At 59.8% G+C, this 12,520-nt stretch carries 12 protein-coding genes; all 12 read right to left on the bottom strand.

Annotated features, from left to right (window positions below; all coding sequences use genetic code 11):
* Positions 1-124: 124 nt before the first annotated feature.
* Positions 125-2,452: a DEAD/DEAH box helicase gene (locus tag VGB22_04065; protein HEX9750453.1), complete on the bottom strand. Its 2,328-nt coding sequence runs from the start codon at positions 2,450-2,452 to the stop codon at positions 125-127.
* 546 nt (positions 2,453-2,998) lie between these two features.
* A complete protein-coding gene (locus VGB22_04060; GenBank protein HEX9750452.1) occupies positions 2,999-4,258 on the bottom strand; it encodes a hypothetical protein in 1,260 nt (419 codons plus the stop codon).
* A gap of 187 nt (positions 4,259-4,445) precedes the next feature.
* Positions 4,446-4,664: a hypothetical protein gene (locus VGB22_04055; GenBank protein ID HEX9750451.1), complete on the bottom strand. Its 219-nt coding sequence runs from the start codon at positions 4,662-4,664 to the stop codon at positions 4,446-4,448.
* A 128-nt stretch (positions 4,665-4,792) separates the two neighbouring features.
* Positions 4,793-5,335, bottom strand: coding sequence for an archaemetzincin (locus tag VGB22_04050; GenBank protein HEX9750450.1), 543 nt, complete (start codon positions 5,333-5,335; stop codon positions 4,793-4,795).
* Positions 5,336-5,444: 109 nt separating this feature from the next.
* A complete protein-coding gene (locus VGB22_04045; GenBank protein ID HEX9750449.1) occupies positions 5,445-6,377 on the bottom strand; it encodes an ROK family protein in 933 nt (310 codons plus the stop codon).
* A gap of 31 nt (positions 6,378-6,408) precedes the next feature.
* Positions 6,409-7,641, bottom strand: a complete 1,233-nt coding sequence (locus VGB22_04040; GenBank protein ID HEX9750448.1) for a pyridoxal phosphate-dependent aminotransferase — start codon at positions 7,639-7,641, stop codon at positions 6,409-6,411.
* 72 nt (positions 7,642-7,713) lie between these two features.
* On the bottom strand, positions 7,714-8,316 hold the full coding sequence (locus tag VGB22_04035; protein ID HEX9750447.1) for an HAD family hydrolase: 603 nt from the start codon (positions 8,314-8,316) through the stop codon (positions 7,714-7,716).
* Positions 8,313-9,335, bottom strand: coding sequence for a glycosyltransferase family 9 protein (locus tag VGB22_04030; protein ID HEX9750446.1), 1,023 nt, complete (start codon positions 9,333-9,335; stop codon positions 8,313-8,315). Before VGB22_04030 ends, VGB22_04035 begins: the two co-directional genes overlap by 4 nt.
* Positions 9,336-9,359: 24 nt before the next feature.
* On the bottom strand, positions 9,360-10,148 hold the full coding sequence (locus tag VGB22_04025) for an undecaprenyl-diphosphate phosphatase (GenBank protein ID HEX9750445.1): 789 nt from the start codon (positions 10,146-10,148) through the stop codon (positions 9,360-9,362).
* 105 nt (positions 10,149-10,253) lie between these two features.
* Positions 10,254-10,937: a hypothetical protein gene (locus tag VGB22_04020; protein HEX9750444.1), complete on the bottom strand. Its 684-nt coding sequence runs from the start codon at positions 10,935-10,937 to the stop codon at positions 10,254-10,256.
* 103 nt (positions 10,938-11,040) lie between these two features.
* Complete coding sequence (locus VGB22_04015) at positions 11,041-11,799, bottom strand: ZIP family metal transporter (GenBank protein ID HEX9750443.1); 759 nt, start codon at positions 11,797-11,799, stop codon at positions 11,041-11,043.
* 100 nt (positions 11,800-11,899) lie between these two features.
* Positions 11,900-12,505 (bottom strand): polyhydroxyalkanoate synthesis regulator DNA-binding domain-containing protein, encoded by a 606-nt coding sequence (locus VGB22_04010; GenBank protein ID HEX9750442.1) that lies wholly within the window; start codon positions 12,503-12,505, stop codon positions 11,900-11,902.
* Positions 12,506-12,520: the final 15 nt, after the last annotated feature.

Here is a 12,520-nt window from a genome sequence, read left to right as displayed (position 1 = left end):
CCGCCGACAACGCGTTGGAGATTCCTCGCTTCGCTCGGAATGACCCGAATGATTACTTCCATGAAACTCGATTATGTGGGTTCAAATGGGTTTTTCAACACGCCCATTGTGACAGAGCGCAGGATCAATCCATCCCGCCTTCATCGGCGGCGAGCTCGGCGACCGGCTGATCGATGATCGGGTCAAGTGAGAGGTCGGCGGTAGCGGCGGCGAAACGCAATAATGCCTCCGCGCCGCGTTTGCCGGTTGCGCCGACTGCCATTTCGGGTGCGACGCACGATGGGCACCCGCTGCGGCAGGGGCAGGCGGCGATCATGTTGGCGGTCTCGGTGAAGAGCTGGCCTGCCATTTCGTAGATGCGCTGCGAGAATCCCACTCCGCCGGGGATGTTGTCGTAAAGGTACAGAGTCGGCAGCCCCGAACGCGGCGAGCGCACCTGTGAAAGCGCGCCGACATCGCGCGGATCGGCCATCACCCACAAAGGCGCCATCTGTCCCAAGGCGTTGGCGGCAGCATGCAGGACCGAGCCGGTCTGGCCGATCGGAAGATCGAGCCGCTCTAAGACGTTTTCAGGAAACTCGATCCAAAACGCAGTCGTGTGCATCTCGAGTTCGGGGAGACGAATCTGCCCGGAGCCGACATTCTCGTGCGTGTGGAAGCGAATCTTTTTGTAGAGCACCGCGACCGTGGTCAACGCAACTTCACCGCAGGACAGGCGCGCATCGGGGGTGCGGCGGTCTTTGTCGACTGTGAGAATCTTTAAGTCGGTCTTGGTCTCGGCGTCGGTGAAGTATTCGACATCGACTGATTTCACATACGCGCGCCGTCCATCCCAGTCGAGTTCCTCGACTTGGTATTGCTCGGCGCCATGCAGATATATCGCCTCGGGATGCAGGAAGACGGGCGCGGAGAAATAGTCGACCTCGCCGATGATCTTGTTGCCATCGGAACTGTTGTGAATGACGAAGTTTTCCGGCGATGCCGAACGCAGCGAGACCTCGGCGGCGGGATACACCTCCGATGCCCAGAAGAAGCGCCCCGCCGAACGTGTCAAGACGCGGTTCTGCTCAAGGTATTGCAACATCGGCAGGGTGTGGTCTACGCCGAACTTGTCGTCCTCCGAGAACGGCAGCTCAAATGCCGCGCATTTCAAGTGCGACATTAGCACGACAAGATTGGTTGGATCGATAATGCCCGACTCGACCGAGCGGCCGATCAGGTATTCGGGATTGCGCATCAGGAATTGATCGATCGGCGAGGAATTAGCGACAAGTATTGCGGCGGACAAGCCGGAGCGCCTTCCGGCGCGGCCGATCTGTTGCCAAAGCGAGGCCACGGTGCCGGGGTAGCCGGTCAGGATCGCCACATCGAGCGCGCCGACATCGACTCCCAGTTCGAGGGCATTGGTCGAGACCACGCCGCGGATCGATCCCTCGCGCAGCCCGCGTTCGATGCTGCGTCGTTCGTTGGGGAGATACCCGCCTCGGTATCCCTCGACCAGATTCGGGTCCTGCTTTTCCCGTCGCAGATGCTCACGCAAATATGTGAGGATGACTTCTACGGAGCGACGCATCCGTGCGAAGACGATGGTTGAGACTTGGTTGGTCAGGAATGTCGCCGCCAATTGGTTGGCAACCGAAAGCGACGACCGACGGATGCCGAGCGGCTCATTGACGACCGGCGGGTTGTAGAAGATCACATGCTTCTGCGCGGTCGGCGCGCCGCTTTGGTCGATCACGGTGAAGGGCCTGCCCACGATCCGTTCGGCCAGCTCGCCGGGATTGTGGATGGTCGCGGAGCAGGCGATGAATTGCGGATCGGCGTTGTAGAACCGGGCAATGCGCAGCAAACGCCGGATCACATTGCCCAGATGCGAGCCGAAGACGCCGCGGTAGTGGTGCAGTTCGTCGATGACGACAAAGCGCAGATTCTCGAAGAGTTTGACCCATTTGGTGTGATGCGGCAGAATCCCGGTGTGCAGCATGTCGGGATTGGTGACCACGACATGCCCGGAGATGCGGACCGCGCGCCGCGCCATCGCCGGGGTGTCGCCATCGAAGGTGTGCGCCTTGATATCGGCCTCGAGCGCCTCGATCCAGCCAAGCAGTTCGGACTTTTGATCCTGCGCCAACGCTTTGGTCGGAAACAGGTACAGCGCCCGCGCCGAGGGATCGGCCAACACCGCGTTTAATACCGGCAGATTGTAGCAGAGGGTCTTTCCTGAAGCAGTCGGCGTGACCACAACCACATTGCGTCCGACGGCGACTTGCTCGACGCTGTCGGCTTGGTGGCGATAGAGCCGCCGAATGCCCCGTCGCTTCGCCGCCTCGGCCAGCCGTGGGTCCAGACTCGCAGGAAAATCGGCATAGACCCCGTCCGCCGCCTCAAGCGTGTGCCAATGCGCGACATTGGGATCGTGCCGCAGCCGTTCGAGGATTTGCTCAAGTGTCATGGCGCGCAAGCCAGCCCATCACGCTGGTGGTAGCGCAGGGGGAGGCGCGTGTCCATCACTTTCTTGGGGGGGACATCTTGGCCCCTCAGATTGATGAAGAGGGATGACAGATTACAAGATGCGGAGAATCGTGCAATGGTGTGGGTTACCGGGAATCACAGGAGGACGTCTTGAGCAATGGACGAAAGTTTGAGTCAGTAGTGACAGAGTTTGGGCCGCATCTGGACCGCGCTGAATTCTGTGTTGGAAGTGCCACCGTTACGTGCACCTCCGAGTTCGGCACGAAGTCAACACAAGCGGGTGTCACACCGGCAAAGTATGTGGCAGAAAGGCTTTTACGAGAATTGTTGCAGAGCGCGAAGCAAAGAGGCGAACTGGAGGCAGATACAGAACAAACCACATAGCATGCCCTCTGATTGCCCCCGGAAACAAACATCTGCAGAATCGAGTTCTCATACCCAATTAGGGAGTAAGTCCTTGGCAAGCGATTCGACGGTGGACGAGAAGAATTACTGCAACATAGTGAAGCGCTACAAACGGATCGAATTAGAGGCTCTCGGATATCTTGTAGATGAATTTTGCGAAACTTGCCTTTGCGTTCTGAAGTTCTGCCATGGCCTCCTCTATGCTACCTAGTCTGTACTCATCTATTATGAAGCGCTCCATCTCATGCCCCTCTGTTTCCATCCCCGAAATGACCTCGTTGAGCTCCTCGGTGTACCGTTGATTGCGTAAGGAGAAGAAGAGAGTCACAAGAATTGCCACCAGAGAGAATGAAAACAACGACTGGATCATCGATACGGCCTGCGACAACATGCCGATAGGGCCAAGATCTCTGATTGAATTGAAGAGTAGATTGTTGAAACTATAGAAGATAAAAGTAAAGTAGTTGGGATCGTACGTGAACTCGAATAGCCCTTCATTGATCTTGAAAACGGCAAAGTTTATCGCGGAAAACGAAAGAGTCGTAAGAATTATCATGAAAAGAATCGTCATGCCATACAACATGATGTTCAATCCACTGTTTTGATAGTCTCTCAGCTTCTTCGCCACGAAGCAACAGACCCTGTTAAACAGCACCGGCGTTTGTAGTGTGGCAACCCGCTTCTGAATCTGCTCTTCATCCAGTCGATCCACGGACAGAGTCTTGATACTCTCGTCGAGAGCGAAGGATTTACTCGCACTCGTTCGCAGCTCGCGAAATACCTTGATATGCATTTGATACAGCCCTGAAGGCTTGAAAATGACCCTGAATCTCTGATAGTAGACCACGGACAGGGTCGCCAGCATGACCACCGTCGCGGGCCAGAGAAGCCACGGACTTGCCGCAGCGAGCGCCAGGGCGAAGGAGCACAGGAAGAGTGCGGTGATCACGACGTTAAACCGGAAGGATTTGAAGAACGAGAAAGCAACATCAGCCATTGCGAGCGAAAGCATCCACTTTTCTCGCTTGAAGATGAAGACTGGGAATTTCCACGCGAGTACAATGATTGGAAACAGGACCGTGTAGAGAGACCACCTTAGAACTGGCTTGACGCCAGCAATCAACAGTAGTGCGGCATACACGGCTAGCAGGATGAAGAACTTGAACTCCGTCAGCCATGACTGTGCAGGAATGAATCGATTAACGAGCAATGCATCGAGATCTGTCACGAAGAGCTTGGTAATCAGGTAAGTCCAAAACGTCGCAGCAAGAAGATCCCTGAGGAATGTGGAGAATCTGTGGACAATAGGTCTAGTTCGGACCTCATCAGATTCGGAATCCGTCGCGGCACTCTCCAACTCAGTGGCAATCTCTTGTTCCATGATTTGCTCAAGGACGTGGCGCGCAAGTCAACCCGTCACGATGGTTGTAGCGCGTTGCGACGCTTGTGTCCATCACTTTCTTGGGGACTCTTGGAACTCTTTGCCGATCAATCGATCCGACTGCCCTTTACGGAGTACTTTCGGCAAGCCTTGGGGAACTGGTACCCCACCGCGCGATGCTCCAATTCTACTCCGCCTTCGTCGCGCCGCTGCGTTTGACCAGCCAGTGCCCAATGTAAAAGACGGCGACCGCCGCCAACGTGACATAGATCATCGGGCCTTCGCTTGGTTCGGCGCCGAAGACCAAGAGCGCCTCCAGCCCGATGATCAGGCCGAGAATCTGGACAATCCGACCGAGACGATACAGACCGGTGGAACGGGGCGGTTGGGATTGACGATCGGCCACGTTGTTTTTCTGCAAAACTATGGGGTCAGTCAGCCTTGCCCCCCCTCACCCTACCCTCTCCCCCAGAGGGGAGAGGATAAAAGGAAGCTCTCCACTTCATCCGGGGAAAGGACAAGCATTGCGCGGAGTCACACCCGCTGCCGCACGAGACGGCGCTGGCAGTTGTCGCAGAAACGGGGATTCTTATCGTCGATCTCCTGCATCGAGTTTGAGTGGAACATCACGCAGCGCGGATTGCCGCAGGTGTTGAGATTGTACAGTTGGCCCAGGAGGCGAATCGCTTCTTTGAGCGAACGCGAATAGATCATCTTGTCGTCCTCGGGCAGACCGTAGAACTCCATCCGCAACCGGAAAAACGACATGATCGCGCACCCCGACACCGGGTCGGCCTCGCCATAGACAAACTGCGTGGTGGGGACATACAGGTCTTCTTCGGTAATCCCGAAGATGCGCTCGGTTTCGTTCTGGCGCATCATCTCCAGCTTGGTGAGGATGACAGTGGCATAGTACTGGCCGCGTTCCTCGTTTTCGGCCTCGTCGGGCAGCTCGATTCCCTGCAGGATGTCGACTCCGGCCGAGAACGCGACCGAGAGATTGGCGGCGAGCTTGTTGATCTGGTAAAAGTCGAGGTCGCCGAGCGGCACAACGATGATTTTGCCGCGGGATTTCATAGAGAGGATCGTGAGTGATGGCGTGCCGGGTACGCCGATGACGATGGTGCGACTTTGCTCACCACGAGCGCTGACAATCTAATCGTGCGGTCGGACGGATGCAACCGGTTCAGGCGGTCACCAAACTTGCGCCCAATGATGCCGCGCCGATGAATCCGGCATCGTTGCCGAGCGCGGCTTTGGCAACCGGCAGATGCTTGCCCGATTCGGAAAATGCGAGTGCATGAATGGACTTTGCGACGGCGCGGACAAATCGCCCGTCGGTGTCGACATCGGCGATGCCGCCGCCGATGATCACGGCTTCGGGATCGAACAGATTGATCGCATTGACCAACCCGATGCCCAACATCGCAGCGCGTTGCTCGATTACTTCGTTCGCTCCGGAGTCTCCCCTTCGCGCTGAATCGAACAGATCGGCGATCGTCCGCTTCCCATTCGCGCCGGACGCGTCATTGGCTGCACGGACAATGGCTGTTGTCGACGTATAGAGCTCCAGACAGCCGCGATTGCCGCAGCCGCATCGCGGACCGTCGTGCTCGATCGAGACATGCCCCAGCTCTCCTCCCGCGCCGCTCGATCCGGAGAAGATGCGGCCGTCGACAATGAATCCGCTGCCGATCCCGGAACCGACGGTCATGCAGATTAGGTTGTTGATGCCGCGCCCGGCTCCATAGCGGTGTTCAGCCCAGGCGGCGCAATTGGCATCGTTGTCGACCGCGGTCGGCAGGCCGGTCGCGCGCGTTATGACATCGACGAAATCAACCCCGATGATCGTGGTGACATTCGGTGTCGGCGGCTGCACCATGCCGGTGTGTCTATCGATGGTTCCCGGCGAGCCGACACCAACGGATAGCGGTTTGTGCCCGGCCCTGCCGCACCAATCGGTCAGCTTCTGCACGCAGGCAACGATGCAGCCCACAGTTGCCTCCCGACTGGTCAGGTCGATCGGCATGCGGTCGGACAGGAGAATGTGTCCCTCGGCATCGATCACGCCGATCTTAATCGCGCTGCCGCCGATGTCGATGCCGAGGTGGGCGTTCATGCGCGTAGTGTGGAGTGACTGATACGGGGAATCACACGCGGCCGGGATAGGCCGAAAGCCCCGCCTCCAGCACGGTCATCGCTTTGTCGAGTTCGGCCTGTATGAGTACGTAAGCGATGCGCACTTCGCGTCGGCCCGCACCCGGCGTCATGTAGAATCCCGCGGCCGGAGCCATCATGACAGTTTGGCGTTCGTGCTCAAAGTCGGTCAGCATCCAGCGGCAGAAGTCATCGGCGTCGTCGACCGGGAGTGTCGCCATCAGGTAGAACGCGCCCGCCGGCTTGCGGAATGCGACACCGGGCATGGCCGAAAGCCGCTCGCACATCAAATCGCGGCGACCTTGGTATTCGGCGGCCAGTTGGGCATAATAGTTCGCATCCAAAGCCATCAAGGGAATGGCGGCGACCTGTTCGAGCGTCGCCGGGCACAGGCGTGACTGCCCCAGCCGCAAGGCGCCGTCGATGACATCCGCGTTGCGGGAAACCAGCGCGCCGATTCGCGCGCCGCAGGCCGAGAATCTCTTGGAGATCGAATCGACAATGATCGCCTGCGATGCCACCTGCGGAAACTGCCAGATCGAGGTATGGCCGCCCTCGTAGCAGAATTCGCGGTATACCTCATCGGAGATGACAAACAGGCGATGCTGCGCGGCAATCTGGACCACTGTCGAAATCTCATCGCGTGTCAGAACGGTGCCGGTTGGATTGTTCGGCGAACAGATCATGATCGCGCGCGTGCGTTCGTCGATGGCGTCCTCGATCAACCGGCGCGCCGGCAACGGATAGCCCAGTTGCGCCTCGGCGGGAACACCGCGCAACACTACCCCGGCCGCCACCGCGAGGGAGCGGTAGTTGGTGTAGAACGGTTCGGAGACGATCACGTTGTCGCCGGGATCGGCAACCAAGGTCAGCGCGTAGAGGATCGCTTCGGAGCCGCCGGTCGTGATTTGGATTTGTGACGGTTCGACGTCCAGCCCGATCCGTCCATAGTACTCAGACCATGCCTTGAGCAATCCGGGGTGGCCCTTGGAATGGCCATAGGAGAGCACCGGCTCTTTGAAGGCACGCAATGTCTCAAAGAACACCGGCGGTGTCGGCACATCGGGCTGCCCGATGTTGAGGTGGTAGACATGCACCCCGCGCGACTTCGCCGCGTTGGCGACATCGACCAGCTTGCGGATCGTTGACGGCGGAATCGCCGTTGCCCGTGCAGAGAGTGACGGAAGCTCGGTCCGTCGGATCGGCGGAGCGGTCGAAATACTCACTGAAGTGTCCTTGTTGTGGATGACGCGATCACTCCTAAGTCTAACTCCCGAGAGTCCCGGGGGTCAATCAGTTCAGGGAAGCGGTTGACGATTGTGCGCGCTGCGTCCGACGTGTCGGCGGACCGCATCGAGCAGATTGTCGGCGATGAAATTGTCTGCGAGTCCCGGGCTGAGCGCGCTTCGTGTCTCCTGGCCGAAACCGGTGAGGACCAGATAGCCGGGGACTCCGATGGACCGTGCCAGCCCGAGGTCCGCCTGCTGATCGCCGACGACAAACGACCGTGACATGTCGATACGGAATTCCCGCTGCGCCAGCCGTACCATTCCATCTTTGGGTTTGCGGCATTCGCAGTCGGATTCGCGCATCGCTCCGCTCCCCGTGGGCAGATGCGGACAGTAATAGATCCGGTCGATTCGCGCCCCCATCTCATCGAACTCATCGATAATCCGCTGATTAACTGCGTCAACTGTTTCAGCATCATAGTATCCGCGCGCCACGCCCGATTGATTCGACACGCCGAAAACATGGTATCCTGCCGCATGCAGGATTCGTACGGCTTCGACCGCTCCCGGCAGCGGCTCGACCAATGCCGGATCGCCGAGGTATCCGTATTCGACGATGAGGGTCCCGTCACGGTCGAGAAACGCGGCGGGTCGGGGGGCGGTGTCACTCATGCGGACGCCTGCATCGGGTCGTCTGTCATGTGCGAACGCAGGAATCCTGCGACAGCGTTGATATCGATCTCATCGAAACAGTAGCGACGATCACGGAAACATGGGGCACGGCCGTGAACATGACATGGTGAGCAATAGGTTCCGGCATGAAATGCCTGCGAGTGCCCACTGGGGGGCCCAAATCCCAGGGCGGGATGTGTGGGCCCAAAGAGCACGGCGGTCGGCACATTCAGTGCCATTGCCATGTGGGCCAATCCTGAATCGGATGACACGAATGCGCCGCACGCCGCGACTCGGACGGCGACCTCGCGCAACGGCAACCCGTAATGGACCTCACAAGTCACCGACGGATCCGATGCGAGAGCATTGATCGCCGACTCGATCTGCCGCCGATCGGTCTCCAGACCGAAGATCAAAGCGCGTACTGTACTCGGCCCCGACAGCCGTTGCAGCAGGCCAATCCACAAGGGTACCGGCACTGCCTTGGTGTCCCAGCGCGCGCCCCAGCCGAAGCCAATGGCAGGCACACCGTTTGACCGGATGGAATCGCATCGGCTCCGCTCGTCGCCGGAGAGCCCGATACGGGTCGGCAGACGGTGCAAGACGAGCCCGGCATCCGTTGCCGCCTCGTAGTAGCTGGCCAGGCGATCGAGCGGGCGCTCCAGCCCACGCTTGAGCCGCACCATCATCTGTCGCGTTATCCAGCGCGGGCGGACGCGCCCGACACGTTTGGCCTTCAGAAGCGGCAGCAGAATGCGTGATCGCAGTGAGCGGTGCAGGTCGAGTATGACGTGAAAACGCCCCCGTCGCAATTGTTGGAGATAGGCCGGCAACCGCATCCCGGTCTCCAGCGGCAGGACATCCACGCGCTCGGAATGGTGCTCCCAAACAGGGGCGTACTGCGCTTTGGTCGCGACCGTAACGCGAGTGCTGGGATCGGACTCAAGCAGCGCATCGACGAGAGACGTCGACAATACCACGTCGCCCAGCGACGAGAAGCGAATCACCAGCGCATTCATGGAATCAATGTATGTGGGTGTCGGCTACAGGCGAAAGACCAGGATCGTGGCGGTTCCGGCGCCGACGCAGTACCAGCCGAACCACCAGAGGCGTCCCCGCCTCAGGATGGCAAAGAGAAAAGCCAGCGCGGCATACCCTGTGACCGCGGCGACGAGGCCGCCGATCAAATGCGGCATCCCGAGCTGCGACCGTGACATTGCATCCGGCAGTGTCAGGATCGATGCGCCGGCGACCGCCGGGATCGACAACAGAAACGAAAATTCGGCCGCCTCGGTAGGGCTGATCCCGCGCATCATCCCGACGGCCATCGTGGAGCCGGAGCGTGAGATGCCGGGGAGAATCGCGATCGCCTGCGCGCAGCCCACCCACCAGGCGGATGCCGGATCGATTCTCGCGCGCGACACGCGGGCACGGACGGTGCTCAAGAGCAGCAGTCCGGTCACGATCAGCATTGACGCGGCAAAAACCTCCGAAGCGAATGCCTCCTCGATACGATCCTTCAGCAGCAATCCCACAACGGCAGCCGGGACCGACGCGAGAATCAGAAGCAGGAACAGGCGCCGAGCGGTCCGTCTCTCCGGCACGTCGGGTATCAATCCGATTACGCCTCGCGCCAGATACCGGAGCTGTTGGCGAAAGTAAACGATGACGGCCAGCAGCGTTCCCAGGTGCAGCGCGACCTCCAAAGCGACTCCGGGTTGTCTGACTCCCAGCAGACGCTCCGCAATCACCAGATGGCCCGAACTGGAGACCGGCAAAAACTCGGTCGCGCCCTGGATGATTCCCAACCAGACGGCCTCATATGCAGTCATGGAATCGGCTTCACGTGCACAAGGCAACGGCCCATCTGATGGGCACATGCACAACACCCTGAGGGCTGCCTCGGGGCAGATGAGAACTCGAGCAGTCCGGAAAGATCAAATCTTGAAATTGATGCCGAAGATCAGACCGAGCTGGTCATCGATGACGATTTCCCCGAGCAGATCGAGCAGATCGGAGATGTCCCACTTGACTCCGCCCATGGCGCTGATTTCCAAACTCGTGTCGTCACCGCCGCCATTGGCCAGAGCGCGTGCCGGCGTGTATCGGCGCGCGGCGGCATTGGGTTGATTGTCGATGGAAACATGCTCCACCCGCAGATTGACGGCTCCATACGGGGTCAACGTCGAGCCCTGGGTCAGGACGTAGGGGTGCGACAGGATGGCCGATGCTCCCAACTCGACCACGCTGAATGCATCAAGATTGAAATAGGCGCCGCGAATGTCGAATGCCATGTCGAGCGGTTGTCCCGGCTTCGATGCCATCAACCCGAACTTAAAGTCGCCACCCGCCGCAAGTCCGACATCGCCGACCTCCGGGTCGAGCAGACCGAACTGGAGACCGCCCTCGACGCTGGAAGAAAAACCGCGCCGAAGCTGGCCGAAGAACATGGTCGCATCTTCGTAGAAACCGACGAAGGCGCTGACGTCCTGTACGCCGCGTTCGAGAATCCGCGCGGTGGTCACCTGGCCAAAGAACGATGCCTGCGCGACTGTTGCTCCGAAGCCACAGACCAGCGCGACACCCACATAAATGACGAAGACCGAGATTGTCCGTTTCACTTCGCCCTCCACAGATTTTGGCCGACCCAACCCGGCCGATATGATAGGACCTTTTTACGCCGATGGGAAACGGGAGTTTCGACCGGAAATACAGCCGCGGGCATCAGTGCCCGAAGCCCAGATGGATGACATAGTAGACACCGACCCCGATGACGACGCCCAGCGGGGCCAGCAGCGTGCGTCGGCGATTGACTTCGGGCAACAGATCGGTCGCAGCCACATACAGAAGCGACCCCGCCGACACCGACAGCGCCGCCCCAAGCCACCGTCCCTGCGGAAGCGCGAGCCAAAGCAGCCCGCCCAGGACCGCGGCGACACCGAGGACTCCCGCCGCCAGCATGGCGCTGCCGGGTGATCCGCCAACGGCGCGTACCACGGATGCGACCGTGAATCCCGAGGGAATGCGGTGCCAGACCATCGCGGCGAACACCATCCCACCCAGCCAACTGTCGGCCTGCAGCGCCGCCACGATGGCCACGCCATCGAGCAGTGAATGGATCGTCAACCCGGCCGTCGCGGTGACCCCGACATGGGGCTGCAGCCCGGAGTGGGTCTCGTGACCGTAGTGGAAGTGCGCCGGTACCACGTGTTCGACCACATGAACAAGCAGAAATCCGCCCAGCAGCCAGACCGGCGCTGTCGGGATCATTCCGGCTGCATGCGGGGCCATCTCCAGCAGCGCGACCGCGAGCAGAAACCCGGCGCCCGCGCCGATGAGCAATCGTAACGGCTCGGCTTCCCAACGCTTGCGCAAAAGAAAGAGCCACGCGCCGAACAGATCGGCCAGCGCGGCTCCGATCAGGTAGATGATGATCTGAAGAGTGATCGAATTCCCCCGGCTCCGCGCGGACAATACTGGCACGGAACCGGATGTCCAATGGCTTTCTCGTTACGGGCGACGGGCCGGATGCAGAACGCCCCGCGAGCGTCGCCGGGCGTTCTGAATTCGTTGCTGACCTCGATCAGCCGAGTTTGGCGCGCAACTCCTCGAGCTTTGCGGTCAATTCATCGACCGTGCGCTTCAGTTCGGCGACTTCGGCCGACTTGGCGAACCGCTTGCCGATTCCCTGCTCTTTGACCTCACGGTACGCATCCGAGACTTTCTTGCCGACCTTTTGGGCCGTCTCTTTGGCGCGCACTTCGGCCCGGGCGGCTGCCTCTTTGATCGCCTCGGCGCGTTTGCTCTTGTCGAGCTCGCCGCGTCTGATGAGTTCATCGACCCACTTCTCGGCGTTTTCGCGCGTGATCGCCAATGCGCCGATCGCCGCCAACACTGTTTTCGACAGAATGGCCATTCCGGCATCTCCTCCTCGTTGAATGAGCAAACGTAAGACCCGCGTCGATTCGTCCCAATCGCGCCAGCCGCGCGCATCCTCGCCTAAGACCTGGACCAGGACCGCGACGGTGACATCCTGCCCGCTGGCATTGTCGACGACCCGAAAATCGGCGCCTTTGTTGACCAATCCCCGGACAAAAGCGAGAGTGACCTGTTGCCTGGTCTCGGGGTCGTAGAGCCGCCGGTTTCGGTATCGCTTCAAGACCCGGACCTGAGAATCGTTCAGGACCATCGGACTCCCTGGTGC

This window comes from Candidatus Zixiibacteriota bacterium (assembly GCA_036397555.1).
Lineage (GTDB): Bacteria > Zixibacteria > MSB-5A5 > WJJR01 > WJJR01 > DATKYL01.
This window is presented reverse-complemented; position numbering and strand designations above follow the sequence as displayed.

What these genes read in the sequence shown, in the direction of transcription:
- VGB22_04010 (HEX9750442.1), bottom strand. Translation starts at nt 12,505, where the DNA reads ATGGTCCTGAACGATTCTCAGGTCCGGGTCTTGAAGCGATACCGAAAC.
- VGB22_04060 (HEX9750452.1), bottom strand. Translation starts at nt 4,258, where the DNA reads ATGGAACAAGAGATTGCCACTGAGTTGGAGAGTGCCGCGACGGATTCC.
- VGB22_04025 (HEX9750445.1), bottom strand. Translation starts at nt 10,148, where the DNA reads ATGACTGCATATGAGGCCGTCTGGTTGGGAATCATCCAGGGCGCGACC.
- VGB22_04050 (HEX9750450.1), bottom strand. Translation starts at nt 5,335, where the DNA reads ATGAAATCCCGCGGCAAAATCATCGTTGTGCCGCTCGGCGACCTCGAC.
- VGB22_04035 (HEX9750447.1), bottom strand. Translation starts at nt 8,316, where the DNA reads ATGAGTGACACCGCCCCCCGACCCGCCGCGTTTCTCGACCGTGACGGG.
- VGB22_04030 (HEX9750446.1), bottom strand. Translation starts at nt 9,335, where the DNA reads ATGAATGCGCTGGTGATTCGCTTCTCGTCGCTGGGCGACGTGGTATTG.
- VGB22_04065 (HEX9750453.1), bottom strand. Translation starts at nt 2,452, where the DNA reads ATGACACTTGAGCAAATCCTCGAACGGCTGCGGCACGATCCCAATGTC.
- VGB22_04045 (HEX9750449.1), bottom strand. Translation starts at nt 6,377, where the DNA reads ATGAACGCCCACCTCGGCATCGACATCGGCGGCAGCGCGATTAAGATC.